Origin of the sequence: Synechococcus sp. CBW1002, from assembly GCF_015840915.1 — a bacterium.
Lineage (GTDB): Bacteria > Cyanobacteriota > Cyanobacteriia > PCC-6307 > Cyanobiaceae > CBW1002.
Genome location: NZ_CP060398.1, coordinates 2,518,219 through 2,544,705, shown reverse-complemented (window position 1 = coordinate 2,544,705; position 26,487 = coordinate 2,518,219). Strand labels below are relative to the sequence as shown.

The window sequence follows — 26,487 nt, the reverse complement described above, 5'->3', positions numbered from 1 at the left end:
GCCGCCAGGATGGAGCGGCTGGCTGGGGCACCGTGCCGGCTTCACCACGATCATGGTCAGCCACAGGCCCATGTGACATTGCAGGACCCGACCTCGGATCTGATCCACACAGAAACCCTGGCTTCCGACCTCTTGCCGGCATGAGCGAACCCTTGAAACTGCCGGAGTCACCCCTGCCTGGAACAACGCCCGTGCCGGAGTTGCCGGTTGTGGCCACACGCCGCGGCGGCCTGGCGTCGCGGCCGCTGGATGCTGGCCTGGTGCTGCGGCAGACCACCAGCGAGGAGTTTCTGCCTTCGGTGCGGCCCTGGGTGCACAGTGCCGGCCTGGTCATGCTGGGCAGTTTCGCTGCCGGTGTGGCCTTGATGGCCGTCTGGCCCTACCGGGTTGTGGTGCGCGGTAGCGGTGTGGTGCGGCCCAGCGGTGAAACCAGCGTGATCAACGCCCCCTTTGCTGCGCGGGTGCGTCGGGTGCTGGTGCAGCCCAACGAGCGGGTGCAAACCGGCCAGGTGTTGGCGTTGCTCGATCCCACAGATCTGGAGGGCAAGCAGCAGCAGCTCAGCCAGAGCCGAAGGGCCCTGGCCCAGCAGAGCCAGGCACTGGTGAACCAGGGGCTGGCGGCCCTGCAGGCGGCCGAGCTGGAAGTGGAGAAATCCGAGGCAGGGCTGCGCTTTGCGGAAGCCGAATATCGCCGCTTCCAGCAGCTGGGCGGCACCGGCTCCATCACCGTCACCCAACTGGAGGAGAAGGAGGAGAGCTACAACGTGGCCCTCGCCCAGCTGGCCAAAGCCAGGCAGGCGGTGGCGGAGCAGCGCTCCCGTAACAGCAGTGATCAGGCGCAGCTGAAGAGGGAGCTGGTCACCAACAGCGCCGACAAGAGCCAGATTGCTCGGGATCTGGCCCAGACGTCGCTCACCGCACCGGTACCGGGGGTGCTGTTCTCACTCAAACTGCGCAATCCCGGCCAGATGCTGGCTGCCGGCGAGGAGCTGGCCCGCATTTCCCCCAGCCAGGCCGGTCTGCTGGTGAAGGTGCTGGTGCCCTCCGAGAACATCACCAAGGTGGAAGTGGATCAGCGAGCCGACCTGCGCATCACCGGCTGCCCCTATCCCGACTACGGCACGCTCAAGGCGAGGGTGGTGTCGATCGCGCCGGAAGCCAGCCTGCCTGGTTCAGCTGATCCTGAGGCGGGCCGAAACGGCACGGCACAGCCGGCCCCCATCCCTGGTGGGTATTACGAGGTGACGCTGCAACCCCCTCCCCCCTGCGCGGTCCTTCATGTGTGAGCTGCTCGCCCTCAACGCCAACACGCCCACCGACATGGGGTTTTCCTTTCGGGGCCTCAGTCGCCGCGGTGGTGCGACCGGCGAGCACGCCGATGGCTGGGGGCTGGCCAGCTTCACCCCCGGTGGCCATGGCCTCACCCTGCTGCGGGAGGAGGCTCCAGCGGCCTTTTCCGTCCTCGCCGATCAGCTGGCGGAGCGCTCACCCAAGGCGCTGGTGAGCATCGCCCATATCCGCAAAGCCACCCGCGGCGTGGTGGCGCTGGAGAACTGCCATCCCTTCTCCCGCTGCTGGGGCGGGCAGACCTGGGTGTTTGCCCACAACGGCGACCTCCAGGGCGCCATTCCTCTGGGGGATCACCACCGGCCATTCGGCAGCACCGACAGTGAAACGGCCTTCTGCTGGATTCTCGAGCAGCTGGAACAAGCTGGGGTGAATCCGCAGAATCCTGGCGCGCTGTTTGATCAGCTGCACCATTGCGCTGCCCAACTGGCGGAGCGGGGCACCTTCAATGCCCTGATCAGCAACGGCCAGTGGCTGTTTGCCACCGCCACCAGCAAGCTGCACTGGCTCACACGCCGGGCCCCCTTCTGCAAGGCCACCCTGGCTGATCTGCCGTTGCAGGTGGATTTCTCCGCAGTCACCACCGCAAACGATGTGGTGACCATCCTCAGTACCGAGCCGCTCACCACCGACGAGCACTGGCAACCGTTCCAGGCCGGTGAATCGCTGCTCTTTTGCGGGGGGCAGGTGATTCACCGCAGCCGTCATGGGGTCAGGCCAGTCCCAATCCCGGCGCGTTCCCAACCAGCACCAGCGCACGAAGTCCCCTGAAGTGAACCGGATGCAGGCCGCCTATCCCTCGCCCGAGTCAACTGGGAGACCCAGCTCCGTGAGCCTTGCTGAAGCCTCCTGCTTCCGGCTGCAGCGGGGTCTGGTGGAGCGGCGGCGTTGGAGCCTTCTGCCGCACAACAAAGCCCGGAGCCTGGGCCCCGGGCTTTTGTCTGCTCAGCCGTGGTGCCGACCCGAGGGGGTGGGGCGCAGCTGCGCGAGTTTTTTGCTTGGCAATCGCCGTGATCGTTGTCAGATCAGGGTGTTTTCAGTTGTGGTCGGAGCTGCGGGCGCTGGCACCTGGGGCCAGGGGTCGATCGGGACGTTCCGTTGGGTCCGGGGCACCTGAGGCGGTGCAATGGACGGCGCCAGGGTTGTTTCAGCAAAACAGCCGCGACACGCCAGGAACGTCAGTCATCCGTTGAGAGTGTTGGAGCAGGGGCCGGATCGTCAGCGCACTCCTGACGGTTGCTCAGGTGGGGTGTCTTCCATGTGCTGGAGCCTCCCGGGTGTCGATGCAGTCACGATCGGACGGCTGGCGGCTCAGGACAAGAGCTGGAGCGCGAACGAAACCGCTCTTCACCAAGGGCAATGGGGCTTCATGAAGGGGACTTCACGCTGCTGGCATCACCAGCAACAGCAACCGGTTGCCCTCCGGATCCAGCAGCCAGGCTTCTGCGCCAAAGGGTTCCAGGCGTGGCGGTTCCTGCAGCGAGGCGCCCAGGCCCAGCACCGCGGTGATCCAGGTGTTGAGCATGGCAACGGCGCCTGTGCCATCCGACTGGCGTTGCAGGCACAGAGCCAGCCGTGCCAGCTGCTGCGGCTGGGGACGGCTGCGCGATGGCGCGTAGATCTCCAGCCAACCTCCGGCCGGCCAGGCCACCCGCCAGTGGGTGGCACTCAGCCCCGGCTGCGGCTCCACCTGCAGCAGTGCGCCGTAGAAGCGGGCCAGGCCAGCCGGATCATCGGCGGCCAGCACGATCGAGGCGCTCATCGCCATGGCCGCCACCAGGGCCCGCGGGGCTGGGCGGTATGGCGGCCGTCGCAGAGGGGATAGCGGTGCGAACGGCCGCAGCGGCACAGCAGCATCGTGGCCGCCTCGCTCAGGCGCAGCTCGTAGGACACCCGGCCTGTTCCCAGATGGGCGCCATCGCAGAACCAGCCCTGACGGCTGCGACCACAACCGCACAGCTGATGCACCCCGGCGGGCAGTTCCAGCGGTTCCGGCCCTGGGGTGGCGGCAGTGGGCTCAGGCATCGGTTCCGCTCTCCCATTGAGGCCTGAGCCCAGTCTGGAGCAGCTGCATCCTTGGTCAGCAGGGGCGATCCTGCTGGTGTGGCTGGATACGGGGCACCAGCTCAATCCGCCACGCTCGCCGTGCCCAACCCCTGCATCTCCGGCGCGGACCGGACCTCTCGATGACCCAGACCTTCTCGGCCAGAACCCTGGCCCTGTTCGGCGGTGCCGCAGCCCTGGCGCTGCTGCTCGATCAACCCGCTCAGGCCCATGGCATCGCCCACGGCGGCATCGCTGCGGGCTTCCTGCACCCCATCAGCGGCGCCGATCACCTGCTGCTGCTGATCGGTGTGGGAGCCGCCGCCTCCTGCATCTCCTCCCAGCTGTTGCTCTGGGCCCTGGCTGGTGCGGTGGGCGGCGCCGTATTCGGGGCGATGGGCGGCACGTTGCCGGGCCAGGAGTTCCTGGCAGCCCTGGCGATCAGCGCCGTGGCAGTGCTGGTGCTGCGATGCCTCCGCTCGCAGCAGAGCCCCCAGTTGGGTGCCTGCGCCGCCCTGGTGGCCTCAGCGGTGGCTGTTCACGCCATGCTCCACGGCCTGGAGGCCCCGGTCGACGCGTCTGCCGCTCTCTGGTGGCTGGGGGCCTTTGCAGGTTCGGTGCTGGTGAGCGGCGGCAGCCTCCTGCTGTTGCGGCGCCTGCCCCTGGCCTGGACCCGAGGGGTGGCCCTGCTGCTCGCGCTCTGCGGTGGGGTGGCAGCCCTGGGGCCAATCGGGATGCTGATGCGCTGAGCCGGAAGCGGAGAGGCTTCGCCCGATGGGGGGAAGAGAATCACCACCATCCCCCCGATCCCCCTCGCCGCTGGTCGCGCCCACAACGCCACTGCAGATCCGGCCCTGCGAGCCGGCCCACTGTCCGGCAATGTCGGTGCTGCTGGAGCCGGTCTTCCGCTCTGGAGACACCTTCCCCCATGACCCGGCGATCGACCTGAGGCCACATTCCGTGGTGGCCGGGCACCGCCGCAGGCAGGGCATCGGCAGCCGCCTCTGCCAGCCCTCGCATCAGGCGGCCCGGCGGCTGGGCCTCCGGGCGATGCGGTTCAGCCTGGTGGTGAGCACCCTGCCGGGGGCATTCCGCCACCAGCGACTCGGGTACGTGGGTGCCCCGATGATGGTTCAGCAGCTGGTGGAGGAGCCGCGGCCGTGAGGGTGGTGCCGCTGCGGCTGCAGCCCGGAGACGACTTGCGCGCTGCCTTGGAAGCCTGGATGGGTGAGCAGGAGACGAAGGCGGGCTGTGTGATCAGCGCCATCGGCAGCCTGACGGTGGCGCAGCTGCGCTTCGCGGGAGCGGCCGAAGCCACGACGATCCGCTGCGATCTGGAGATCCTCAGCCTGGCCGGCACGCTCTCAAGCGATGGCGCCCACCTGCACATCACGCTCGCTGATTGCAGCGGAGTGGTGATCGGCAGTCACCTCTGCGTTGGCTCGCTGGTGCGCACCACCGCGGAGGTGGTGCTGGGGCTCCTGCCGGAGTGGGACTTTCGGCGGGAACTGGATCCGGCCACCGGCCACGCTGAGCTGCAGGTCATTCTTCGGAGTTCGGACTGAGGGGCGGCAGCCGCCGCTCCACCTGCAGGAAGACGAGCCAGGCCACGCCGGCGCTGATGCCGCCGGTCCAGTCGTTGCGCAGCAGTTCCACGATCGACACCGTGCTGGCACCGATGCGCAGGCCACGCAGCAGAAAGCGGCCCAGCTTCTCCATGTTCACCGCCATGGGCTGGAGCCAACGCAGAGGTGATTCAGTTTGGGGGAAGGGGAGGGGTCATGGACAATCCTGCCTCTCGCTGCACCCTGAGTCGGAACGAATCAAGGTGCAGAACGCTTCACTGTCTGCCTACACCTGCGGCAATGTCCCAGCAGCATTTGGCTTCGGGCAGGGCGCCAGGGGCGGAGCGAGTCCGTGAAGGTTCACAGACCCACACACCAACAACACCAACCCGTGGCCGATCCGCTTCCGTCCTGGTCGCTCACAATGCCGTCCGCCTCTGGCATCCCTTCTGAGGGTGCAGAGCCAAGGCCGAGGCCCGTGGCCAAGGCCACCGGGCCCACGGAGCGGATCAAACCCGAGCTTGAGGCCTACCACAAACAGCAGCACTGAGATCCCGATGCTGGAGAGCAACTTGAGCTCCCTGCCTCCGGAGGCCCAGCCGAGCACCGCGGGCCCTGCGACGATGCCGGTGGCGATGTAACTGATGATCAGTGGCTGGCGCAGCTTCAAGGCCAGCACACCGATCACACCGGCAAGCACCAGGATCGCGGCCAGCTCGTGAAACACGGTGCTGAAGGTCCTGCGGGGAATCAGCTCTGGGGCCCATTGGTTGTGGGGCTCAGTGACGTCACCATCCAACCCCTCTGATGTGTTGAGCGGGCTCAGGCGCTGGGAAATGCGCTAGGGCTTGATCCCAAGCACTGAGCCGCCCCATGCAGCCCTTGCCCGCACCAGCCCACGCCCGGCCAGCGGCCGATGTGGTGGCGGCCTTGCAGAGCGATGGCAGCTCCGGCCTGAGCGAGGCGGAAGCCAAGCGGCGGCTGCATGCCCATGGCACCAATACGCTCACGATCCGCGGCGGCAAGCCCGGCTGGCTGAAGTTTCTGCTCCAGTTCAACAATCCCCTGCTGATCACCCTGCTGGTGGTAGGGGCGGTGAAGGCGCTGCTGGGTCACCCCCGCGATGCCCTGGTGATCTGGAGCGTCACGGTGATCAATGCCGTGATCGGCTTCGTGCAGGAGAGCAGGGCCGAGAACGCCATCGCCGCCCTGGCGCGATCGGTGCGCACCGAGGTGGAGGTGGTGCGCGGTGGCACGCGCCAGCGCCTGGCCTCGGAGCAGCTCGTACCGGGCGATCTGGTGCAGCTGGAGGCTGGGGCGCGGGTGCCGGCCGACCTGCGGTTGCTGGAGGGGCGCCACCTGCAGACCGATGAATCGGCCCTCACCGGGGAATCGCTTCCGGTGCACAAGGGCACCACCGCCGTGGAGGCGTCCGCCCCCCTGGCCGAGCGCATCGGCATGGCCTATGCGGGCAGCTTCGTGACGAAGGGTCAGGGCCTGGGGCTGGTGGTGGCCACCGGGGATGACACCGAGGTGGGGAGCATCTCCAGCTCCCTGCAGGAGCAGGTGGATCTCACCACCCCGCTCACCCGCAAGTTCGGCCGCTTCAGTCGCCGCTTGCTGCAGGTGATTCTGGTGCTGGCCGGGCTCACGTTTCTGGTGGGGCTGGCGCGAGGGCGCGGCGCCGATGAGATGTTCGATGGGGCCGTGGCCCTGGCGGTGGGCGCGATCCCGGAAGAGTTGCCGGCGATCGTGACGATCACCCTGGCCATCGGCGTGAATCGCATGGCCAGGCGGCAGGCCATCATCCGCAAGCTGCCGGCCGTGGAAACCCTGGGCAGCACCACCGTCATCTGCTCCGACAAGACCGGCACCCTCACCCAGAACCGGATGACGGTGCAACACCTCTACGGCGGCGGCCAACTGGTGGCGATCGAGGATCTCTGGCCTGGGAATGGCCTGTCCGGGACATCGAATGCGGCCCTGCAGGAAACCCTGCTGGCCGGCCTGCTCTGCAACGACGCCCGACCCAGCAACCGTGAGGGGCTGGTGGGCGATCCCACTGAAACGGCCCTGCTGGTGGCCGCTGATGCGGCTGGAATCGACCGCCAGGAGGCTCTGGAGCGCCATCCCCGCCGCGATGCCATTCCTTTTGCTTCCGAACATCAGTTCATGGCCACGCTGCACGGCAGCGAGCGGATCCTGCTCAAGGGCTCGGTGGAAGCCATCCTGGATCGCTGCAGCCGGCAGCTGGATGCCCAGGGCCGGCCGCAGCCGCTCGACCGAGCGGCGATCGAAGCCGCGGTGGCGGCGATGGCGACCCGGGGCGAGCGGGTGCTGGCCTTTTCGATCGCGCAGGCCGAGGTCTTCCAGCAGCAGCTGGAGCACCACCATGTGGCGGCTGATCTCGACTTTCTCGGTCTGCAGGGGATGCTCGATCCACCACGACCAGAGGCGACCCGGGCGGTGGCGGCCTGCCAGGCGGCGGGCATCACGGTGAAGATGATCACCGGCGATCACCTGGAAACCGCCCGGGCCATCGCCCGCCAGATGGGCATCGGCAGACCGTCTGATGGGGGGGCGGGTGCAGAGGCGGTCGATGGCCGCCAGCTGGCGGAACTGAGCCCCGATGCGATCGCGGAGCTGGTGGATCACGTGGATGTGTTTGCCCGGGTGGCGCCGGCCCAGAAGTTGCAGCTGGTGCAGGCCCTGCAGGCCAACGGGGAGGTGGTGGCGATGACCGGCGACGGCGTCAACGACGCGCCCGCCCTCAAGCAGGCCGACATCGGCATCGCCATGGGGCAGGGCGGCACCGAAGTGGCGCGCCAGGCCGCCGACATGCTGCTCACCGACGACAACTTCGCCACCATCGAGGCGGCGGTGGAAGAGGGCCGCACGGTGTACCTCAACCTGCGCAAGACCCTGGCCTTCGTGCTGCCGGTGAACGGCGGCGCCTCGATGACGATCCTGCTGGGAGCGGTGCTGGGTACTCCCCTGCCCGTTACGGCCCTGCAGGTGCTCTGGCTCAACATGATCTGCTCGCTCACCATGTCGATCGCCCTGGCGTTCGAGCCGGTCGCCCCCTGGCTGATGCAGCAGCCGCCCCGGCCGCCGGAGCAGCCCCTGCTCACCGGCGGCCTGATCCGCCGGGTGCTGCTGGTGTCGCTGTTCAACTGGGCGGTGATTTTCGGGCTGTTCTTCTGGAGCGAGCAGCGACTGGGGGATCTGGCCCTGTCCCGCACCATGGCGGTACAAGGACTGGTGCTGGCCCATCTGGTGTATCTGGTGAGCATCAGCCAGTTGCGCACCGCTCTGATTTCCCTGCCGCGGCTGGGCTGGCGTGCTTTCACCCGGGCACCGGCGGTGCTGCTGGGCATCAGTGGCACGGTGGCGGTGCAGTGGATCTTCAGCCAGACGGCGGAGATGAACCGCTTCTTCGGCACCGCACCCCTCAACCTGGAGCAGCTGGGAGTGTGCGCCCTGCCGATGCTGCTGATGCTGCCGGTGGCCTGGCTGGGAGAGCGGCTCGATCCCACCGATGGCAGGTGAGCGCCAACTCCCGCTCGGCCAGTGGCGGGGGGTGCATGGACACATCACTGGTGCTGCGCACCGCCCACCTCTGCCGCCGCGTTTCAGCCTGGCCGATAGGGAAACAGGCGCTGGTTGCGGTTGGCGATCGCCCTGGCCCTGAGGAGATCCCTGGCCTGATCAGCGGAGAGGGGCTGCGCAAGTGGCGGCCCAGCGATCCTGGGACCATCGACCTTCGGGCCGTGGCGGGAGGCATGTGACCTGCAACACAAGATCCATCAATACTAGTTGATCTAAGGTTGGCGCGAACCCTGTGCCCTGAAGCGGGCTGCTGCAGCCATGAACATCGGCATCAACGGCTTCGGCCGCATCGGCCGCCTGGTGTTCCGCGCCCTCTGGGGGCGGCCCGGCATCGAGCTGGTGCACGTCAACGACAGCGGCGGCGATGCCCACACCGCCGCCCACCTGCTCGCCTTCGATTCCGTGCACGGCCGCTGGCAGCAGACGGTGCAGGGCAACACCTCGGGGTTCCTCGTGGGCGGCCGGGAGGTGCGTTACACCCAGGAGAAGGACCCCACCGCCGTTCCCTGGCGCGAAGCAGGCGTGGAGATGGTGCTGGAGTGCAGCGGCAAGATCAAGACACCGGAGACGCTGCAGCCCTATTTCGACCAGGTGGGCCTCAGACGCGTGGTGGTGGCCTGTCCCGTCAAAGGCGAAATCACTGGTGCCGAAGCGCTCAACATCGTCTTCGGCATCAACCACCACCTCTACGACCCCACACGCCACCGGCTGATCACCGCCGCCTCCTGCACAACCAACTGCCTGGCGCCGGTGGTGAAGGTGGTGCACGAGCGCTTCGGCATCCGCCACGGCTCGATCACCACCCTGCACGATGTGACCAACACCCAGGTGGTGATAGACGGTTTCAACAGCGATCTGCGCCGCGCCCGATCCTGTCTCCAGAACCTGATCCCCACCAGCACCGGCTCGGCCCGGGCGATCGGCCTGATCTTTCCCGACCTCCAGGGCCGCCTCAACGGCCACGCCATCCGGGTGCCTTTGCTCAATGCCTCGATCACCGACGCTGTGTTCGAGCTGGAGCGCATCGCCACGGCTGAGGAGGTGAACGGCGCCTTTGAGGCCGCCGCCAACGGTCCCCTGCAGGGCATCCTCGGCTACGAGAGCCGGCCGCTGGTGTCCAGCGATTTCCTCAATGACAGCCGCAGTTCGATCGTGGATGCTCTCTCCACCCTGGTGGTGAACGGCACCCAGCTGAAGGTATACGCCTGGTACGACAACGAGTGGGGGTACAGCTGCCGCATGGCCGATCTTGCCTGCCACGTGATTGCCCGGGAGGCAGGCTGATGCGCAACCTCACCGCCCTGCAGCAGTACGGCATCGTGACGGCCAACTACTGGGCCTTCACCCTCACCGACGGTGCCCTCCGCATGCTCGTGGTGTTCCACTTCCACCAGCTGGGTTACACCACCCTGGAGATCGCCTTTCTGTTTCTGTTCTACGAATTCTTCGGCATCGTCACCAACCTCTACGGCGGCTGGCTGGGGGCCCGCTTCGGGCTGCGGCTCACCCTCTGGGCGGGCACGTTGCTGCAGGTGGGTGCCCTGCTGATGCTGATCCCGGTGGCCGACAGCTGGCCCCGCTGGTGGAGCGTGGCCTACGTGATGGTGGCCCAGGCGATCAGTGGCATCGCCAAGGACCTCAACAAGATGAGCGCCAAGAGCGCCATCAAGACGGTGGTGCCCGAGACCCCCGACGACCACAGCCGCGGCGAGACCCAGTTGTTCCAGTGGGTGGCGATCCTCACCGGCTCCAAGAACGCCCTCAAGGGGGTGGGCTTCTTCCTGGGCGGGGTGTTGCTCACCAGCATCGGTTTCAACGCCGCCGTGGGCACCATGGCTGCCGCTCTGTTCCTGGCCTTTCTGATGACGCTGGTGCTGCCCGGAGACATCGGCCGCATGAAGGAGAAACCCGCCTTCACCGAGCTGTTCTCGAAATCCACAGGCATCAACATGCTCTCGCTGGCGCGCTTCTTCCTGTTCGGTGCCCGGGATGTGTGGTTCGTGGTGGCCCTGCCGGTGTTCCTGCAGGCCGCCCTGGGCTGGCAATACTGGGAGGTGGGCGGCTTCATGGGCCTGTGGGTGATCGGCTACGGGATCGTGCAGGGATTGGTGCCGGCCCTGCGCCGCAGCTGGGGAAAGAGCGCGCCACCCGGTGTGTCTGCGGTGCAGTTCTGGAGTGCGGTGCTCACCGCCATCCCGGGCCTGATCGCCATCAGCCTCTGGCGGCAAGTGGGCAATCCCGGCATCGCCGTGGTGGTGGGACTGGCGGCATTCGGGGTGGTGTTCGCCATGAATTCCTCGATCCACAGCTACATGATTCTGGCCTACACCGAAGCCGAAGATGTGAGCCTGAATGTGGGCTTCTATTACATGGCCAATGCCGCCGGCCGCCTCGTGGGCACCCTGCTCTCGGGCGCTCTTTTCCTGGTCGGCGGGCTGCAGGCCTGCCTGTGGGCTTCGTGCCTGCTGGTGGCGCTGGCCTTCCTCTCCGGCACGCGTCTGCCCACACCACCACGTCAGCTGCAGCCGGCATGAACCCGGACCAGGAGTTGTTTGCATCCGCTGTGAGGCATCTTTCGCCAGTTTTCCTGTCCACTGCTGGAAGCCCTTACCAAGGGCTTCCGCATGCGCTTCTCCATCCCTGATGCGGCCGCGACGATCGCCGATCGAATTGTGCAGAAGCGCCACCATGACTGGATCGAGGCGTTTTTCGCGTCGCACCGATACGTGTGCTCAGCCATTCGGCCCAGCCCATTCGGGCTGCTGGGCCCCTCACCTGCTGCATGATGGCCGGCATCTGAGGATCGCCTGGCCTGGCACATCCGTGGCATCACTGCCCTGGCGATCGGCTTGGTGGTGGTGGGTGCCCTGATCCGGCTGGGTGGGGTGCTCTGAACTCGCTCGATCCCCACAACAAAGCCCGCAGCCGTGATCGTTTTCAGATCAGCTGTTTTTCAGTCTCTCGCCTGCGGGGGATCTCCTTCTTTCCGGCTCCCTCCTTGGCCTGCCCAGTCGTTCTGGCGGGTGCGTGCGGATACGGGGGACCGGCCCTGCGGACACCTGCCTTGGCCCTGTCAGGAGAGCCAGGCCCCGCCCAGCGGCCAGTCGTGCCGCCTCCTGCACGGCCGTGATGCAGCGCTGGGCCCGGCGTTTGGCATCGTCCTGGCCCTGGGCGCGCAGCAGGTAACCCTTCAGCGCCTCCGGGGTTTCGATCAGTGCCAGCAGGCCAGCGGGGCGTGCAGAGAGGGAGCCATCCACAAGCAGGCGGCTCACCAGGCCGTGGGTGATCCCACAGCTGCTCCCCTGCGGAGCCGGCTGCCAACAGATCCTGGCGAAGCACTCCCAGCAGCGATTGCTTGAGGGCATCGAGCTGGCCCGGCCGCAGCCGGCGGCTGTTGGGCAGGCCCACGGTGGTGCGGGGACCGCCCCCGCGGTTTCACAGGGACATCGAACGCGGCGCCACGGCCGCCAACGGAGATCGAGCTCAACCCGCCCCTGGTGAAAGCGAAAGCCCATGGCGATCCGCGGCTGTTCTCGCGGGTGGTGCCGGAGCAGGTTTCAGGTTGCCCTGCTGATGCAGCAGTCCGCAAATCCATGCACCCCGCGCGTAGAACCGTTGGCTCTGCAGACTCCAGAGAAGGAGGGGTCCGCCTCAGAAGCAGCGTTGCGCTGTCTGGGTGGCAAAAGGTACGGGAACAGGTACTCCAGCAACCCCCCACAGCCGCAGAGAAGGCGTACTTTGAACTTGAGGGGAGGCCCGGTAGCCAACCCGACCCTCACCCTCCAACAGAGTCCGGCCAGGGATCACCCGAGCCGGTGTGCACAAAGGAGGTGCGCCAACGATGCGACACACAACAGGTGAACGTGATGGCGCGGCGCGAACGCCATCCCGTAACCGCAGAGAGCCATATGCCAGTTCTGATTCCCGCGTGATGAACCCCCGGGCTGCATAACCCGAGCCGGGATCACAGCCGAGAAGGTCAAGCCCCGAGCATCTCTTCTCCCAGACGTGATCTCCTTCCCTTCCCTGCCAGGCCCCAGACAGGACATGCGTGAACCACAGACACCCGATCGGCAGTTCCTGGTGTGAGGACGTGACCGCCGCAACCGGTGCTAAGGCGCCCCCCACGGGGCGCCTTCCTGTTGGGCATGGGGTCCTCACGCTTCAGCGGAGCGACAGGGCAAGTCCATGGCTCAGCGTTGCAGCCTGGAGCCCCCACAGTCCTGCCAGCTGCCGAGCAGACGAGCCAGTTCATCCTTCATGGCACTGAGCTCGGAGATCCGCTGGTCAATCGACGCCATCCTGGTCGCAATGCTGTCTTTCAGGACAGAGCAGTTGCAGACACCAGCTCGCCGGACCTCCAGGATCTTCGCCAGCTCGGGAATCGATACATCCATCGCTCGCAGCGCCCGAATGATCGTCAGCTCAGCGAGATTCTCCTGATCAAACAACCTGTATCCCGCTGCGGATCGAGCCTTGGGCTGGAGCAGTCCCTCGTCGCAGTAGTAGCGGATCGTCTTGACGGAGAGGCCTGTTCGCCTGGCCACCTCGCCGATGCGCAGGCCCGGCATGGGCACCGATGACAGCGATCCCCGCAAGGGCACAACCTGAACCCTCCAGTCCATGGAAGCTGCTCAAGCGTAGGCACCGGCAAGCGACAGCAGCCCTGCCAGCAACTGTCCACTGATCACGGATTACTGGAGACTTTCGCTAGGCTGCCGGTCCAGCAGGCGCTCTGCGCTCATCACCCGTCCCATGTCGCACCGTTTCAGTCCGTGGGGCGTGCAGGCGGCAGCCGCGATCGGAGCCAACCTCCTGTTCTCCGCCGCCGCTCTGGCCGCTCCAGCCGCAGGTTCGGGCGGCGTCCCGGCGATGTACGCCACTCAGGCAGAAGCGGAGAAAGCCGCCAAGCTGCACTTCAACTGCACGGGCGCCCACAGGATGGGCAACCAGTGGATGCCCTGTGCCGAGCACGGTGATGGCCAGGGCTCCGGGCCCTCCCACTGAGGATGAGCACTTCCATGGCCCAATGTGGGGACAAGCCCAAGCGGATCGCCTTCGGGGTAGCGCCCCTGGGCATCATCTCGATCGGCATCGTGCCGATGGGCGTGGTGAGCATCGGCGTGGTGCCGATGGGCGTCATCAGCATTGGCGTGGTGGGGATGGGTGTGCTGAACGCCTGTGTGGTGGGAATGGGCGTGCTGGTGGCGGGAGTGAATGTGATGGGGGTCTGGTGGGCAGGCCTGGAAGGCATGGGCCCGCAGCGCCTGGGGGCTCCTGCCGGTGCCCTGCATCAGCACCATCACGGCTCCGATAGCCAGTTGCCGGCCAACCTGTTGGCTTACCCCACCCGAGAGGAGGCCCTGGAGCAAGCCCGGAAACTCGGCTGCAGCGGCGTCCATGCCATGGGCTCCCTCTGGATGCCCTGCTCCCAGCACCCGCAGTAGGGGAAGTCCTCGGTGACCGTCAGCCGATTGAGGATGGAAGGCAACGGCCTGAGATCGATGGCGCGAACCACCTGGCCATGGGCCTGGCTGGCCGGGGTCGCCCTGGCCCTGGTGCCGATGTCTGTCTGGGCCCATGCCGATGCACACACCGGTGGTGGTTTCGTGGCCGGCTTGCTTCACCCCATCTCGGGCCTCGATCACGTGGTGGCGATGGTGGCCGTGGGCCTCTGGGGTGCGGTGCTCGGCCCACCGGCCCTGTGGGTGCTGCCGGTGGCCTTCCCCATGGTGATGGCCCTCGGGGGGCTGCTCGGTCTACTGGGCAATCCGATTCCGGGGGTGGAGATCGGCATCGCCGTCTCGGGTCTGGTGATGGGGCTGATGGTGCTGTTCGAGCTCCGACCGCCCCTGTGGCTGGCGGCGCTGATCGTTTCCGCCTTCGCGGTGTTTCACGGCCATGCCCATGGCGCGGAACTGCCGGCCGGCAGCAACGCCCTGCTCTACAGCCTGGCCTTTGTGATCGCCACGGGGCTGCTGCATCTGCTCGGGATCCTGCTGGGAGAAACGCGCCGCTGGCCCGGTGGTCGGCGCTTTGTGCAAGGGGCCGGTGGGGTGGTGGCGCTGGTGGGGCTGTGGTTCCTGGAGCAGGCCCTCACGTGATCGCGCTCCTCGCCCATCTCACCCCCACCGGCTTCGGGCCCTGGGGTGATGGCATGGCGCGGCTGTTTCTGGAGCCCACCGAGCTGCTGCTGGTGATCGCCCTGGTGCTGCTGGGCGTGCAGGCCCGCCAGCCCTGCAGCGATCGCCTGCCCTTGCTGCTGCCGCTGGCCTGGCTGCTGGGGGGCCTGATCGGCCTGCGCCTGCCATCGCCCCTGCTGCTGGCCGTCGTCTGCACAGGCCTGTTGGCGGCCCTGGGTTTGCTGGTGGCCCTCGGTCTGCGGCTGCGGCAGGCGCAGCTGCTGCCCCTCGCTGCTGGCCTGGCGGGGCTGTTCGCCCTGGTCGCGGGATCGGCCCTGGCCGGTCATTCAGGAGCGCTGGCGGCCCTGCTGGGGGAGACCGTGGCGATCGCGGTGTTGAGCCTTCTGCTTGCGCAGGCTCTGGCACCGCCGCATCCGCGCTGGCTGGCGATCGGCCTGCGGGTGGGCGGCAGCTGGATCACCGCCGCCTCGTTGCTGATGTTCGGTTGGCTGGTCCGCCACCCACAGTGATGCCTCTGCAGCCAGCCGGACCCACAATGGAGATCACGGTTCCAGTGGGTCACTCCCTGGAGGCAACGAGGAAAGTCCGGTGGGGCGCAGGGTTCTCCTGAGCCGAGTCCGGCGCTGTCCCGCAGCTGTGATGGGGGCCATGGCCCTCTCAGCCAGAACGCTCGCCGTGTTGAGCCCCTTCTTCGCCGGCGCGGACCGGATTCCATCATGACCCTTTCTGCTTCTGCCCGATCTCTGGCCCTGTTTGGCGCGGCCTCAGCACTGGCATTGCTGCTGGATCAGCCCGCCCAGGCCCATGGCATCGCCCACGGCGGCATCGCCGCCGGCTTCCTGCACCCGATCAGCGGTGTCGATCACCTGCTGCTGCTGGTCGGCGTCGGGGCCGCCGCCTCCTGCATTTCTGCGCAGCTGCTGCTCTGGGCTCTGGCTGGGGCGATCGGCGGTGGTGTGTTTGGAGCGATGGGCGGCACCCTGCCGGCCCAGGAATTCCTCGCAGCTCTGGCGATTACGGCGGTGGCCGTGCTGGTGCTGCGCAGTCTCCGCTCGCAGCAGAGCCCCCAGCTGGGTGCCTGCGCCGCCCTGGTGGCCGCAGCGGTGGCGGTACACGCCATGCTGCACGGCCTGGAAGCTCCGGCCGACGGCTCCGCCCTGCTCTGGTGGCTGGGGGCCTTCAGTGGCTCAGTGCTGGTGAGCGGCGGCAGCTTCCTGGCGCTGCGGCGTCTGCCCTTGGCCTGGACCCGTGGCGTGTGCGTGCTGCTGGCTGTCTGCGGCGGGGTGGCAGCCCTGGGGCCGATCGGCTTGCTGATGCGCTGATCGGAAAGGCGGGTTGGTTCACCAGCTGGAGGGGGACGAGGATCACCATCCCCTGGATCCCCCTTCCCTGGCTGCGCTCTCCTCGCCCCTGAAGATCCGCCCCTATGCGGCGGCCGACTGGCCTGGGGTGTGGGCCCTGCTGGAGCCGGTGTTCCGCGCTGGTGAAACCTTCCCCCACGACCCAGGCATCACAGAAGAAGAGGCCCAGGTGGCGTGGGTCGGGCAGAGCAAGGCGGTGATGGTGGCGGTGGATGTGGCCGGGGCCGTGCTGGGCACGTACTACCTCCGGCCCAACTCCCTGCGCCTCGGCGCCCATGTCGCCAACGCGGGCTACGTGGTGTCGGTGCACTGCCGCCGCCAGGGAATCGGCAGCCGCCTCTGCCAGCACTCCCTGCAGCTGGCTCGGCGGCTGGGGTTCCGGGCGATGCAGTTCAACCTGGTGGTGAGCACCAACAGCGCCGGCATCCGTTGCTGGCGGCGCAACGGCTTTCAGCTGGTGGGAACCCTGCCAGGGGCGTTTCGCCACAAGCAGTTGGGTTACGTCGATGCCTTGGTGATGTTCCAGGGGCTGGTCGAGGGGCCGAAGCCATGAAGGTGGTGCCTCTGCGGCACCCATTCATCTGATGGTGCCCACCTGCACATCGCCGTGGCAGGCAGCAGGCGTGCGGTGATCGGCGGGCACCTCTGCGCTGGGTCGCTGGTGCGCACCACCGCCGCATGGGTCTCCGAAGCCGTCAGGCCCAGCTCGGCGCCGAGGGCCGCATCGGTGGGCGCGGGGCCTGGATCCAGGGCCAGGCGCAGCAGCACCACCAGATCCTGCGGACGCAGCACAAGCTGGGGATTGGAGGGTGAGCGGGCCAAGGCCTCAGGGGCTATGTGGCATTCGCGAATAGCGAATCAAGCGCCCCCAGGCCCGCTGGGCTTCCTCGCTGTCTCAGGCTTCCGAAGCCGCCGGCGGCAACAGCCGCTCGATTGCCTCCGGGGGCACCCCTACCTGCTGGGCGATCAGCACCACCAGCTGCTCCAGCCGATCGAGTCGTTGCTCGAAGACCTGCAGCTCTGCGGAAGCTGCCTTGGTCCCCGGCTTGCCCGCACCGGCACCGCTCTTGCTGCCCTTGGCGGCCTTGACGGGGAGGGCGCTGCGCAGGGGCGGTCCATCGGGGTGACTGAGCAGGGCGTCCACCTGTTTCGACACCGGGCCCCTGCTGAGGCCCTTGATACCCCGCTGTTTGCACAGCTCCCAGAGCACCTTGATCGAGAGACGCTCCAGCTCCTCCCGACTGGCAGGGGCGTCCCCTTCCAGCACCGGTGGTGGCTGGCTGGTGGCCTGGGGTGTGTCGCCCAGCTCCTGCTGCAGCCCGCGGTAGAGGCGGGCGTCAGACTGGGCCAGGTCCCGCAACGTGGCCCGCAGGGTGTCAGTGAGTTGTCCCATCAGCCTTGGCCTCCCGGGCCTGCTGGGCCGCTGCGCTGTCCACGATCTCCACCTTGGCGAGTGGGGTCCGCTCCGGCTGATTCACGGGGCCGTTGTGGCCATTGCCTCCAAGGCTCAGCGGGGGTAGATCCTTGGTCTTCTCGATGAACTCCTGGCGCTTCTGATCCAGTTGCACCACCCGCTCCTTGGTGTGGGTCCAGCGGTTGATGAAGCGGATCACCGCCTGCACCAGGCCACCGAGAAAGGAACCGCCTTGAAAGTTCTTACGGCCGAGCTTGTAGCGGCCGAATTCATTGACGATGTCATCACCCGCATCTTCCAGATCTCCGGCAATCGCCGTGACGATTTCCAGCATCTGATAGATGTCGCTGCGCACGGAAGCTTCCCGGGCAGCGAGATCCAGCAAGTTCTGCCTGAGCGTGGCGGTTTCATCGCGCGCCTTGATCGAGCGGCTTCTGTACTGCCCGCGGCTGATCATCAAGCTCTTATAGGAGTTGCGCAGCTCGAGGTAGACGCTGTTGAGATCTTCCCGGCTCAGGGGCTCGGGATCAGGCGGGAAATCAGAGGTGGGGGGTAGGGAAACCATACGGCTGGCCAGTCAGGGTCAATCCTGCCTCCTGCGGCACCCAGCCCCAAAGCGAATCAGGCTGCAGAACTATGCGCATGCTGCATAATCCTGGCGTGAGGGCTTGGCATTCCTGGGTTCTTGGGCCGGAGGCTATGGGCTGCGCCTTCCCGGAAGGTTCACAGACCCACACACCGACAACGCCAGCGCGCCCCCCGTTTCGCTGCCGCCCTGGTCGCTCCCCATGCTGTACGCCTCTGGCATCCCTTCTGCGGACCAGGGTCTCGGCCGAACCCGCGGATGGTCTTGATGACGGATGTGCGCACCTCTACTGCTTCTTCGCAGGAGAAATGATCCAAATCTCGAGAGGCGGTTGAGGCTTGATCGGTTGTTCGCGGAGACCTTCTTTCCCATGGCCCAGATCGACCTGCTCCTGGCCGCTGAACTGGTGGTTGTCCTGCTGCTGCTGGCCACCCTCGACCGTCCGCAGCGCGGAACCTCGTTGCCTGAGTCGCCGCTGGATGCTCCACCGCAGACGGGATGGACGCCGGAGAACGACCTCCACGCCCAGCGCATCCTGCGGCTGGAGCGCCGTCGCGGTGTGCCTCCAGCACCCCTGTCCTGAGGGTACGGAGCGATGGGGCTACTTAGGATCGACGGATTAACGATCGTTCGTCAGGCAGGGCCGGTGATGTTCGGAGGTCAGGACCAGAAGGCCGAGTTTGACTACTGGTACGGCCAGGTTCACCTCAGGAACCTCCCGCTGATTGGTGCCCAGAACCATGTCCCCACCCAGGAGTTGCGGCACGAATGCACCAATTATGACGAGCTGAGGTGACTCAAGTCGGTTCAGGATCTCGATGAGCTGGAGCGCTGCCGTGTCATCACGATCATCAAGTATCAGTGCACCGCCAAGGTTCTGCAGCGGCGCACGGGCCTGCTGAGGGAATACGCCCGCCTCTGCGAAGACAACGTTCTCGATCAGGAGAAAGAATGCTCGCGTCTTGGTGCGCTCCTGCACAAGCTCAAGCAGGCCCTGCAGGGCAAGCAGGTTGAGGTCGATCGACTCAGCAATCGCATCAAGGTGTTGGAGGCGGAGGCCGTCGTGGCCCTGCGCTCCGAGCAGCAGCAATCCAAGGCGGAGCTGCAGTTGCAGAAAGAGCTGGATGCTCTTCGGCGTGCCTATGGGGCTGAGGTGGAGCGCCGCAAGCAACTGGCCAAGAACGACCAGAGCCTCGGCGGCCGTGTCGCCCACTCCAACCGCTATCGACGCGAGCGCGACGAGCTGCAAGAAGCCCTCAGAATCGAACGTCAGACCAGCCAGGCCCTGCGCCGGGAGCTGGAGCAGCTGCGGGGCGGTGAGCAGCTGGGCCTGGACCTCGTTGAGTGAGCACCATGGCCCGCAAGTCTTCCCCACGGCAGAAGCAACCGACGCTGGCCGACCTCAAGCGCCAGGTGTTTGCCCTGGCAACAGTCACCAGCACCAAGGAGCTCAAGCGAGCCAATGTGGATCTGCGCCATCTCGATTTCCGCTTCAAGGCCAGCTGGTCCTCAGCCCTGACGGTGTTGCAGCAGGCCGCTGCGGCCTATCCCGACTGGGACACCAATCCACCGGAGGAGTACAGGGAGTTGTTCGCCGAGATTGATCAGGCGGCTGCGGCCTACAGCGCCTCGATTGATCAGGGGCTCAAGCTGAGTGCCCAGCTGCGGCATGCCGCCGACGATCTCGAGGCCCTCTCCGGTGAGCTGCTGGAGGAGGCCGAGGAACTGAAGGCGATCGAGAAGGCCTCCCGCAAGCAGCGCCGGGCCCGCTCGCTCAACTGAGGTCGCCGCAGTGGTGCAGCGACAGCTCCAGCGCTCGCTGCGGCGCAGGGCGAGGCGATCAATCCGTTCGGTGCGAATCAAGCCCTCTTCTCGGCCCATGCTGTCTTCCTCATCGACGAGGGCGGTCCTCCAGGGCCTTGTGCTCAAGGGCTCTCGCTTTGGTGAGGGTCAAGTCACCCACCGCGAAATGGAGGACGGGCTTTCGCTGTTCCCAGTCGAGTCGTCGCGCAGGAGTCCTCAGCCTGCGCGACCGCGCAAGGGCTGGCCCAAGCCGGCCCGCCGCAGGAAATGAGACGCCTGGGGGCATTGGGTTCTGTGAGCGCTGCGGCCGGCCCTTGTCGCTGGCCGCGCTGGCGCTTGCGGTCCTGCGCTTGCCACCCGTGGCTGTTGCTTCCCCATCACGATCCACCTCCACACCGAAAGGCACGTCCGGCCCGAAGGTCTCGCCAGAGGAGAAGCTGGTCGCCTCCCTGCTCGCCCTGCTGGAGGCGGGCACCACTTCCTGGCGGCGCGAGTGGGATGCCGCCGCTGGCGGGCACCACGTGAATCTGCTCTCCGGCCGTCGCTACCGCGGTGCCAATCCGGCGCTGCTCACCCTGGGCATGCACCTACGGGGTTCAGCCCTGCCCTATTGGTGCGGCTTTGCCGAGGCCAAGGCGCTCGGGGTCTTCCCCCGCAAGGGCAGCAAAGCCGTGCACGTGCTGCGGCCCCAGGTGCATCAGCGCGGCGAAGGCCAGCTGGCCGAGGCTGTTCCAGTTGATGCGGCAGGCACGGGCGGAAGTGGGGGTGCTGGCCAGGAAGCCGCGGGGCCTGGGCGCAGCTGGGTGAGCTATCGGCCGGTGCCGGTCTTCAATGCCGCCGATCTGGAGGGCGAGGCCCTGGAAGGGCTCATCCTGAAGCGCCGCCAGGTCGAGGGAGTGATCCAGCGCCCCGAGCCTGAGCGGCTGGCGTCAGCTGAGGCCGTGCTCAGCAGCTGGCCGGTGCGGGTGCGCTTTGGCGGCGATCGGGCCTGCTACCTGCCGCTGCCGGATCGAATCCAGCTGCCGGAGCGCGTGGCCTTTCATTCAGCAGCGGCCCTCTATGCCACCTGGGCCCATGAGGCGATTCACTCCACCGGCCATGGCTCCCGGCTGGCCCGGGATCTCTCCGGCGGCATGGGCGCCGAAGGCGATGGCGGCAGGGCCTATGCCCGTGAGGAGCTCGTCGCCGAGCTGGGGGCGGTGCTGCTGGGCGATCGCCTGGAAATCGGCAGTGCCATGGCCAATCACGCCGCCTATCTGGGCCACTGGATCGAGCTGCTACGCGAATCGCCCCGGGTGTTGCTGCAGGTGCTCAGCGATGCCCGCAGGGCGGCTGATCTGATCTGCCCCGAGGCGCCAGAAGTGCTCAGGAGCTGAGGCCAGATGGGCAAGGCGGGCCTTTGGGCCGGCGATCACGCCACCCGGCCTGCCCCGGCTTGCGCACCGCGCAAGGGCTGACCCGAGTCGCTGCGCGACCCTTGCGCAGCGCAGGCGGCACCGGGGCTCAACGGCGGTGTCGTTCGGCTATCACCGCGACTGGTGTGCCATCGGGGTTGGTGCTGGTTCTGCGGAGCACCAAGTGGCTGCCTTACTGGCGGACATCTTCAAACCCCAGACGCCGCGGGACCGGCACCGGCTGATGCTGAGCCGCTACGACATCGTGCTGGTCGCCTTCCCATTCACGGATGGGCCTGCGGCCAAGCCTCGACCGGCCCTGGTGATCACAGCCCGTGAGCGCCATGGGGATGTGTTGCTGGCCTTGCAGACGGAATCCCAGCAGGTGCTGCAGCGGGTGATCTGCAGCCAAGGCTGAGCGTTCCCCTGTTGGCCATGGCAGCTGCAATGCACGGCAGCTAGACGAAGGGACCTGACTGGCACAGGAACCTGAGCTCAGCCCTCTGCATGAGCTGGGCGACACGGTGGCGGCCCACCGGATGGCCTGCTGCGCGCGCCTCCTGGTGGATCCGAGGGGAGCCGTATATCCGGCGACAATCTGGTTGAGGGGCGCGCCAAACAGGTTGACCGCTCCTGAGGGGCTCTGCTGAATCCGGTTGCCATGCGCAGGGCACCGGCTCATGCCTGCTCCCCTCACCGCTCAACAGATTGCGCTGTACATGTCCAAACGACGAGCCGGCAGCCGCCAGGAGGTGGCTGCCGCAGCGGCGGGCATTTCGGTGAGCAGTGCCCACCGCATTGATGCTGGCCGCCTCCAACCCAAAGCCGCCAAGCCCCGTGGCCGGCGGCGGCCCGATCCATTGGCTGAGGTCTGGGAGCCCCTGTTGCTGCCGCTTCTGGAGCGCCATCCAGCCCTGACGCCCACCACCCTGCTGGAGCACCTGCAGGAGCAGAAGCCAGATCAAGACTGGAGTTCGCTCAAACGCACCCTGCAGCGGCGGGTGCAGCAGTGGAAGGCCTTGCACGGTCCAGCGCCGGAGGTGATGTTCCCGCTGGCCTACCAGCCTGGAGAGATCGGCTTCTGCGATTTCACCCGGCTGAAACGGGTGGCGATCACCCTGCGCGGCGAACCATTTCCCCACCTGCTGTTCCACTACCGCCTGGCCTGGAGCGGCTGGGCTTATGGGCAACTCATCCATGGTGGCGAGAGCTTTGTCGCCCTTTCAGAAGGGCTGCAGAACGCCCTGGCCGCCTGCGGTGGGGTGCCCAAGGAGCTGCGCACCGATCGACTGTCGGCCGCCAGCCGCAATCGGGATGGCAGCTACGCCCTCGACATCACCCCCCGCCACCAGGCGCTCTGCGCCCACTACGGCCTCAGTGCCAGCCGCAATAACCGCGGCGTGGCTCACGAGAACGGCATCGTCGAGGCGCCCCACGGCCATGTGAAACGTCGGCTGGAGCAGAAGCTGATCCTGCGCGGCAGCTCCGATTTCGAGGAGCCCGCCGAATACGCCCAGCTGCTCGCTGAGGTGTTCCGTGCCCTCAACGCCCCCCGCCAGTGGCGTTACGAGCAGGAGCTGGAGCACCTGGGGCCCCTGCCGGCCTTCCGCTTTGCCGACTACGAGCTGCTCACAGTGCGGGTGCGCAGCACCAGCACGATCGAGGTGCGGCAGGTGATCTACTCCGTGCCGCCCACCCTGATCGGCCGCCAGGTCATGGTGCGGCTGCACCACGACCGGCTGGTGGTGTTCCTGGACAGCGACTGGGTCTGCCAGCTCCCCCGCCTCTATGGCGCCTCTGGTGGCAAGCGGGCCTGGTGCATCGATCTGGAGCACCTGATCGACGCCCTGCGGGCCAAGCCCCGGGCCCTGCTCCATTGCCGCTACCAGCGCTACCTCTTTCCTGATTCCCGCTGGTGGGACTTCTGGCAGCAACTCCTGGTCGGCGGTGACCGTGACGCCGCTGCCCGGCTGATGGTCGAGGCCCTGTATGTGGCGGTGCGGGTGGCCTCCTATGCGCTGGTGCTCGCCTTCCTGGAGCAGGCCCAACGCCGCCAGACCCTTTCGCTGTCGGCTCTGCAGCAGCGATTCCGCGTTCCTCCCCGTTGCCAGAGCCTCCCCGATCCCGCCATCCCCCAACACCTGCTGGCTACCTATGACCACCTCGTCCCCATGCCCGCGCTCTGCGGCGGTGGAAGCGGCGCTGCCGCTCCTGCTCAAACAGCTGAAACTGGCGCGCTTCCGCAGTCACTGGCAGCCGCTGGCCGATCAGGCTGATGCCCAGGGCTGGAGCCCGGGCCAGTTCCTCTACGCCCTCTGTGAGCAGGAACTGGAACAACGGCAGATTGCCCGCCAGCAACGCCTGCTGCGCGGTGCCCATCTCCCGTGGCAGAAAGGTCTCGATGGCTTTGACCACCAGCACCTCGAGCCCCACCACTGGCAGGAGCTCCAAGGCCTGACGCGGCAGACCACCTGGCTCCTGCAGGCGGAGAACCTGCTGCTGTTTGGTCCCAGCGGTGTGGGCAAGACCCACCTGGCCATTGCCATCACGATGGCAATGGCGGCGCAGGACCAGGCCTGCCGCTTCTTCCCGGCCACCACGCTGGTGCAGCTGCTGCAGAAGGCCAAGGCGGCCTACGACCTGCCGGCGATGCTCCAGAAGCTCGATCGCTATGCCCTGCTGGTGATCGACGACATCTCCTACGTGCGCCGCAGCGAACTGGAGACCTCGGTGCTGTTTGAGCTGATCTGCCACCGCTACGAGCGGAAATCCCTGCTGGTGACCAGCAACCAGCCGTTCCGGGAGTGGGACGACATCTTCCCGAGCGGATCGATGACCGTGGCCGCGGTGGACCGGTTGGTGCACCACTGCCACATCATCGGGATCAAGGGCGAGAGCTACCGGCAGAAGGCAGCTGCCGCAAGGGTTTCCAAGGATTCCAGCAACCCGCCAACGTAATTGACGCGGACGTCATGGCCGCCACGATCAACGGCAACACCGGCCCAGCCCGGCAAAACCAAGGCGGCGACACGAAAACTGGCCCTCTCGCCATGAGATTGAGGCCAGAACCACAACTTGATTGACGCGCCACGACAGCCATGGGCACGATCGAGGCCCCATCAGGATTTCAGGCCTGGTGCCGCAGCAAAATTCAACCGGCTCACCGGTCAACCTGATTGGCACAAGCCATCAACCTGATTGACACGGGACAGCCGTAGAAGCCGCGGTGCCCATGGAACACCGCCTGGATCTCAGCGGTGATCACGGCGTTCTCGGCCGCCCGCTTTCCCGGCGCCTCCTGCCGTTGTCGCCAGGCGTAGTCGCCGCTACGGGCCACTCCCAGCTGCCGGCACAGCCAGGCCACCGAGGGACGTGTGGCCAGCTGGTCGATCAGGCGAAACCCTTCGGCGGCAACTGCTCTCTGGCAATGTGCGCTGCCGCCAGCCTGAAAAAATCCTTCTCCCTCCTGAGCTCTCGCACCTCCTTGCGGAGCCGGTTGAGCTCGGTGCGCTCCTCACTGGTGAGCAGGCCTTAGTCACGGGTGCCAGCCTGGCCCCGATCAATGCGGGCCTGCCGCACCCAGCGAGCCAGGCTGCTGGTGGGACGGCCGAGCCGCTCGGCCACGGTGTTGCAGGAAAGGCTCTCTTGCAGGTAAAGCTCCACGGCCTCAGCCTTCTGTAGCGCCGTAAACCGACGTCTGGTTCTGGATGGATTGGTCATCGATGGACAGTCTGATGGTCATGGCGTGACCCTTATCGACTTGTCCTTGAAACCGGGGGAACCCCAGGCTGACGTTCAGATGGATCGCCACCATGATCCGCTTCAACCATTCAAGAACTCCAGGATCAATCCATAAAACATCTCAGGGCGCTCAATGAAGACACCATGGCCGCTTTCGGGAATCACACTCAGCTCGGCCCCTGGGATTTCCCTGCAGAGGAATTCAGAGCCAGCCATCGGGGTGAGCAGGTCATGCTCCGCAGCGATGATCCGCGTAGGGCAACGGATCTCCTTCAGGAGGGCTCGTGTGTCGAAGACGCGCAGGGCCTCGGTCTGGGCAACATAGCCCTGTTGAGTCATTGGATAAGGATGACTGACAACAGATCGGATGTAGCTTTCGACCCTCTCGCTGTCTTTGAGGAAGGGCATGTAGAACAGCACTGGGAGATAGTTTCTAGCCCTCACCTCGAGCGGTACTCCCCAGTCGTAAAGGGCGATCTGCTGGCTTGTCGCTAACCGTGAGATCACGGAGAATGTTGGCTCGCTACAAGCAATCACAAGTCGGTCAACAAAATCGGGAGCCGTCGCCGCAATGATCTGAGCAATGTGCCCACCCATCGAGTGGCCCACGAGATGGGTCTTGTGGATACCGAGTTTTGCGCACAAGTCGAGCGTGTCCCGGGCCAGCATCTCCAGTCGATAGGGCCCCTCGGGAATGCTGCTTTGCCCACAACCTCGGTTGTCAAAGACGGTGACGCGAAAATCAGTCGCCAATCGCGCTGTCTCCCACATTTGGTGATCGGCGCTGAGCCCAGAGATCATCACCACATCGGGCCCACTGCCGATTTGCCGGTAGTAGAAATCAAGGTCTCCAATCCTCTAGTACGGCATGGTTTGCCTATCGTGCCTGTCTCCAAAGTGTATGCAGTCAGGGTCGTTGCTGAGGCTTCCCTGCACCATCGCTTCGGATCGCGCAGATCAGCAAGCCTGTTGCCACGGCCGGACAGACCAGCATCCAGCGGATTACCTGAGGATTGCGCATCCCGTGTCCGACGAGCTCAGACGCGTGGGTCAGGTGGCAGACGGTGTCATCAATGCTCTGCCATGGCCAGATGCACGCGCGCGAATCCAAGCCAAGCAAGATCCCATTGCAACAGTGTTGTGCTCGTGAATTGCGGGCCACCAGCCCTCCACGATCGGGGCTGGCAGACCAACCCCTCCGTCTATGGGTCTAGGCTGTGATCAGGTGAGCAGCCATCAGTACCAACAGCAGAATGAGCGGCGGGCACGACTCGGCTAATGAAATAGAAACGGTATAAGTCTAAATGGATGACAACAGGAGCTAAGCATGACTGAGTCGCGAGACCTTCCGCGACTTGAGCTCCTGTCACTTCTTAGAGATCGTCTGCAGATCCAAATCGTGCTGCCTGTGAATGTTGTTCTTCTCTCTTGAATGGACAAAGCTTACCGAGGGGCTTTGATTTCGCCTTCTTTGTGGGCGA

At 66.3% G+C, this 26,487-nt stretch carries 36 protein-coding genes and 1 riboswitch; of the genes, 22 read left to right on the top strand and 14 right to left on the bottom strand.

Features of this window, described 5'->3' with window-relative positions; translation table 11 throughout:
- Window positions 1-140: 140 nt before the first annotated feature.
- Window positions 141-1,286, top strand: coding sequence for an HlyD family secretion protein (locus H8F24_RS12570; RefSeq protein WP_197169855.1), 1,146 nt, complete (start codon window positions 141-143; stop codon window positions 1,284-1,286).
- Window positions 1,279-2,118, top strand: coding sequence for a class II glutamine amidotransferase (locus H8F24_RS12565; RefSeq protein WP_197169854.1), 840 nt, complete (start codon window positions 1,279-1,281; stop codon window positions 2,116-2,118). The genes H8F24_RS12570 and H8F24_RS12565 overlap by 8 nt, the downstream gene beginning before the upstream one ends.
- 610 nt (window positions 2,119-2,728) lie before the next feature.
- On the opposite strand, the gene H8F24_RS12560 is transcribed toward H8F24_RS12565, so the two are convergent.
- On the bottom strand, window positions 2,729-3,109 hold the full coding sequence (locus H8F24_RS12560; RefSeq protein WP_231597805.1) for a VOC family protein: 381 nt from the start codon (window positions 3,107-3,109) through the stop codon (window positions 2,729-2,731).
- Window positions 3,106-3,372 (bottom strand): CDGSH iron-sulfur domain-containing protein, encoded by a 267-nt coding sequence (locus H8F24_RS12555; RefSeq protein ID WP_197154167.1) that lies wholly within the window; start codon window positions 3,370-3,372, stop codon window positions 3,106-3,108. The genes H8F24_RS12560 and H8F24_RS12555 overlap by 4 nt, the downstream gene beginning before the upstream one ends.
- A 161-nt stretch (window positions 3,373-3,533) precedes the next feature.
- Here H8F24_RS12555 and H8F24_RS12550 point away from each other — a divergent pair, with 161 nt between their 5' ends.
- The 3 genes from H8F24_RS12550 to H8F24_RS12540 all read left to right on the top strand — a co-directional run bounded on the left by H8F24_RS12550 (window position 3,534) and on the right by H8F24_RS12540 (window position 4,955).
- Window positions 3,534-4,139, top strand: coding sequence for a HupE/UreJ family protein (locus H8F24_RS12550; RefSeq protein WP_197169853.1), 606 nt, complete (start codon window positions 3,534-3,536; stop codon window positions 4,137-4,139).
- A gap of 130 nt (window positions 4,140-4,269) precedes the next feature.
- The gene (locus tag H8F24_RS12545; protein ID WP_197154163.1) at window positions 4,270-4,554 is read left to right on the top strand and encodes a hypothetical protein; all 285 of its coding nucleotides are present in this window, start codon (window positions 4,270-4,272) and stop codon (window positions 4,552-4,554) included.
- Complete coding sequence (locus H8F24_RS12540; RefSeq protein ID WP_197169852.1) at window positions 4,551-4,955, top strand: PPC domain-containing DNA-binding protein; 405 nt, start codon at window positions 4,551-4,553, stop codon at window positions 4,953-4,955. The genes H8F24_RS12545 and H8F24_RS12540 overlap by 4 nt, the downstream gene beginning before the upstream one ends.
- Here the strand turns inward: H8F24_RS12540 and H8F24_RS12535 are convergent.
- Together H8F24_RS12535 and H8F24_RS20220 are read right to left on the bottom strand one after the other, a co-directional pair.
- Complete coding sequence (locus H8F24_RS12535) at window positions 4,933-5,121, bottom strand: hypothetical protein (RefSeq protein WP_197154160.1); 189 nt, start codon at window positions 5,119-5,121, stop codon at window positions 4,933-4,935. The genes H8F24_RS12540 and H8F24_RS12535 overlap by 23 nt on opposite strands.
- A 120-nt stretch (window positions 5,122-5,241) precedes the next feature.
- Complete coding sequence (locus H8F24_RS20220; RefSeq protein ID WP_370594828.1) at window positions 5,242-5,634, bottom strand: cation:proton antiporter; 393 nt, start codon at window positions 5,632-5,634, stop codon at window positions 5,242-5,244.
- Between the two features lie 194 nt (window positions 5,635-5,828).
- Between H8F24_RS20220 and H8F24_RS12525 the strand changes: the two genes are divergently transcribed.
- The 4 genes from H8F24_RS12525 to arsJ all read left to right on the top strand — a co-directional run bounded on the left by H8F24_RS12525 (window position 5,829) and on the right by arsJ (window position 11,098).
- Window positions 5,829-8,504, top strand: coding sequence for an HAD-IC family P-type ATPase (locus H8F24_RS12525; protein ID WP_197169850.1), 2,676 nt, complete (start codon window positions 5,829-5,831; stop codon window positions 8,502-8,504).
- Between the two features lie 35 nt (window positions 8,505-8,539).
- The gene (locus H8F24_RS12520) at window positions 8,540-8,743 is read left to right on the top strand and encodes a hypothetical protein (RefSeq protein WP_197169849.1); all 204 of its coding nucleotides are present in this window, start codon (window positions 8,540-8,542) and stop codon (window positions 8,741-8,743) included.
- A gap of 79 nt (window positions 8,744-8,822) precedes the next feature.
- Window positions 8,823-9,848: an ArsJ-associated glyceraldehyde-3-phosphate dehydrogenase gene (locus H8F24_RS12515; protein ID WP_197169848.1), complete on the top strand. Its 1,026-nt coding sequence runs from the start codon at window positions 8,823-8,825 to the stop codon at window positions 9,846-9,848.
- Window positions 9,848-11,098 carry an organoarsenical effux MFS transporter ArsJ gene (gene arsJ / locus H8F24_RS12510; RefSeq protein ID WP_197169847.1) on the top strand — a complete coding sequence of 417 codons (1,251 nt, stop codon included), beginning with the start codon at window positions 9,848-9,850 and terminating at the stop codon, window positions 11,096-11,098. The genes H8F24_RS12515 and arsJ overlap by 1 nt, the downstream gene beginning before the upstream one ends.
- 1,659 nt (window positions 11,099-12,757) lie before the next feature.
- Here arsJ and H8F24_RS12505 read toward each other — a convergent pair.
- A complete protein-coding gene (locus tag H8F24_RS12505; RefSeq protein ID WP_231597804.1) occupies window positions 12,758-13,189 on the bottom strand; it encodes a MerR family transcriptional regulator in 432 nt (143 codons plus the stop codon).
- 130 nt (window positions 13,190-13,319) lie between these two features.
- Here H8F24_RS12505 and H8F24_RS12500 point away from each other — a divergent pair, with 130 nt between their 5' ends.
- From H8F24_RS12500 to H8F24_RS12475, 6 genes are all read left to right on the top strand, one after another.
- The gene (locus H8F24_RS12500; protein ID WP_197154140.1) at window positions 13,320-13,571 is read left to right on the top strand and encodes a DUF3721 domain-containing protein; all 252 of its coding nucleotides are present in this window, start codon (window positions 13,320-13,322) and stop codon (window positions 13,569-13,571) included.
- 14 nt (window positions 13,572-13,585) lie between these two features.
- On the top strand, window positions 13,586-14,011 hold the full coding sequence (locus H8F24_RS12495; RefSeq protein ID WP_197172301.1) for a hypothetical protein: 426 nt from the start codon (window positions 13,586-13,588) through the stop codon (window positions 14,009-14,011).
- Window positions 14,012-14,068: 57 nt separating this feature from the next.
- A complete protein-coding gene (locus tag H8F24_RS12490; protein WP_231597803.1) occupies window positions 14,069-14,668 on the top strand; it encodes a HupE/UreJ family protein in 600 nt (199 codons plus the stop codon).
- Window positions 14,665-15,216 (top strand): phosphoglycerate kinase, encoded by a 552-nt coding sequence (locus H8F24_RS12485; protein WP_197169845.1) that lies wholly within the window; start codon window positions 14,665-14,667, stop codon window positions 15,214-15,216. Before H8F24_RS12490 ends, H8F24_RS12485 begins: the two co-directional genes overlap by 4 nt.
- A 19-nt stretch (window positions 15,217-15,235) precedes the next feature.
- Window positions 15,236-15,400, top strand: a riboswitch (cobalamin riboswitch).
- 23 nt (window positions 15,401-15,423) lie between these two features.
- A complete protein-coding gene (locus H8F24_RS12480; RefSeq protein ID WP_197154137.1) occupies window positions 15,424-16,029 on the top strand; it encodes a HupE/UreJ family protein in 606 nt (201 codons plus the stop codon).
- Window positions 16,030-16,042: 13 nt separating this feature from the next.
- Complete coding sequence (locus H8F24_RS12475) at window positions 16,043-16,621, top strand: GNAT family N-acetyltransferase (protein WP_231597802.1); 579 nt, start codon at window positions 16,043-16,045, stop codon at window positions 16,619-16,621.
- Here the strand turns inward: H8F24_RS12475 and H8F24_RS12470 are convergent.
- From H8F24_RS12470 to H8F24_RS12460, 3 genes are all read right to left on the bottom strand, one after another.
- The gene (locus H8F24_RS12470) at window positions 16,567-16,890 is read right to left on the bottom strand and encodes a hypothetical protein (protein ID WP_197169844.1); all 324 of its coding nucleotides are present in this window, start codon (window positions 16,888-16,890) and stop codon (window positions 16,567-16,569) included. The two genes, H8F24_RS12475 and H8F24_RS12470, sit on opposite strands and share 55 nt — an antisense overlap.
- A gap of 73 nt (window positions 16,891-16,963) precedes the next feature.
- Window positions 16,964-17,461, bottom strand: coding sequence for a hypothetical protein (locus H8F24_RS12465; protein ID WP_197169843.1), 498 nt, complete (start codon window positions 17,459-17,461; stop codon window positions 16,964-16,966).
- Window positions 17,445-18,047, bottom strand: a complete 603-nt coding sequence (locus H8F24_RS12460; protein WP_197169842.1) for a hypothetical protein — start codon at window positions 18,045-18,047, stop codon at window positions 17,445-17,447. The genes H8F24_RS12465 and H8F24_RS12460 overlap by 17 nt, the downstream gene beginning before the upstream one ends.
- A 391-nt stretch (window positions 18,048-18,438) precedes the next feature.
- Between H8F24_RS12460 and H8F24_RS12455 the strand changes: the two genes are divergently transcribed.
- Window positions 18,439-18,651 (top strand): hypothetical protein, encoded by a 213-nt coding sequence (locus H8F24_RS12455; RefSeq protein WP_197169841.1) that lies wholly within the window; start codon window positions 18,439-18,441, stop codon window positions 18,649-18,651.
- 36 nt (window positions 18,652-18,687) lie between these two features.
- On the opposite strand, the gene H8F24_RS12450 is transcribed toward H8F24_RS12455, so the two are convergent.
- Entirely contained in the window at window positions 18,688-19,158 is a 471-nt protein-coding gene (locus H8F24_RS12450) for a hypothetical protein (protein ID WP_197169840.1), read from the bottom strand.
- Between H8F24_RS12450 and H8F24_RS12445 the strand changes: the two genes are divergently transcribed.
- The 4 genes from H8F24_RS12445 to H8F24_RS12430 all read left to right on the top strand — a co-directional run bounded on the left by H8F24_RS12445 (window position 19,132) and on the right by H8F24_RS12430 (window position 21,683).
- A complete protein-coding gene (locus H8F24_RS12445) occupies window positions 19,132-19,416 on the top strand; it encodes a hypothetical protein (protein WP_197169839.1) in 285 nt (94 codons plus the stop codon). The genes H8F24_RS12450 and H8F24_RS12445 overlap by 27 nt on opposite strands.
- Window positions 19,417-19,421: 5 nt before the next feature.
- On the top strand, window positions 19,422-19,850 hold the full coding sequence (locus tag H8F24_RS12440) for a hypothetical protein (RefSeq protein ID WP_197169838.1): 429 nt from the start codon (window positions 19,422-19,424) through the stop codon (window positions 19,848-19,850).
- Window positions 19,851-20,308: 458 nt separating this feature from the next.
- On the top strand, window positions 20,309-21,247 hold the full coding sequence (locus H8F24_RS12435) for an ArdC family protein (protein ID WP_197172298.1): 939 nt from the start codon (window positions 20,309-20,311) through the stop codon (window positions 21,245-21,247).
- A gap of 136 nt (window positions 21,248-21,383) precedes the next feature.
- Window positions 21,384-21,683 (top strand): hypothetical protein, encoded by a 300-nt coding sequence (locus tag H8F24_RS12430; RefSeq protein WP_197169837.1) that lies wholly within the window; start codon window positions 21,384-21,386, stop codon window positions 21,681-21,683.
- A 40-nt stretch (window positions 21,684-21,723) separates the two neighbouring features.
- On the opposite strand, the gene H8F24_RS20215 is transcribed toward H8F24_RS12430, so the two are convergent.
- Window positions 21,724-21,939, bottom strand: a complete 216-nt coding sequence (locus H8F24_RS20215) for an IS3 family transposase (RefSeq protein ID WP_370594747.1) — start codon at window positions 21,937-21,939, stop codon at window positions 21,724-21,726.
- A gap of 6 nt (window positions 21,940-21,945) precedes the next feature.
- Between H8F24_RS20215 and istA the strand changes: the two genes are divergently transcribed.
- Complete coding sequence (gene istA, locus H8F24_RS19495; RefSeq protein WP_231597800.1) at window positions 21,946-23,541, top strand: IS21 family transposase; 1,596 nt, start codon at window positions 21,946-21,948, stop codon at window positions 23,539-23,541.
- On the top strand, window positions 23,456-24,223 hold the full coding sequence (gene istB, locus H8F24_RS12425; RefSeq protein WP_231598236.1) for an IS21-like element helper ATPase IstB: 768 nt from the start codon (window positions 23,456-23,458) through the stop codon (window positions 24,221-24,223). The genes istA and istB overlap by 86 nt, the downstream gene beginning before the upstream one ends.
- A gap of 202 nt (window positions 24,224-24,425) precedes the next feature.
- Here the strand turns inward: istB and H8F24_RS12420 are convergent, their stop codons facing one another.
- The 4 genes from H8F24_RS12420 to H8F24_RS12405 form a co-directional block, all read right to left on the bottom strand.
- Entirely contained in the window at window positions 24,426-24,629 is a 204-nt protein-coding gene (locus tag H8F24_RS12420; protein WP_197169836.1) for a hypothetical protein, read from the bottom strand.
- A 167-nt stretch (window positions 24,630-24,796) separates the two neighbouring features.
- Complete coding sequence (locus tag H8F24_RS12415) at window positions 24,797-24,928, bottom strand: hypothetical protein (RefSeq protein WP_231597799.1); 132 nt, start codon at window positions 24,926-24,928, stop codon at window positions 24,797-24,799.
- Window positions 24,929-24,932: 4 nt separating this feature from the next.
- Complete coding sequence (locus tag H8F24_RS12410) at window positions 24,933-25,091, bottom strand: hypothetical protein (protein WP_197172568.1); 159 nt, start codon at window positions 25,089-25,091, stop codon at window positions 24,933-24,935.
- Window positions 25,088-25,807 carry an alpha/beta fold hydrolase gene (locus tag H8F24_RS12405; protein ID WP_197169834.1) on the bottom strand — a complete coding sequence of 240 codons (720 nt, stop codon included), beginning with the start codon at window positions 25,805-25,807 and terminating at the stop codon, window positions 25,088-25,090. Before H8F24_RS12405 ends, H8F24_RS12410 begins: the two co-directional genes overlap by 4 nt.
- Window positions 25,808-26,487 lie beyond the last annotated feature (680 nt).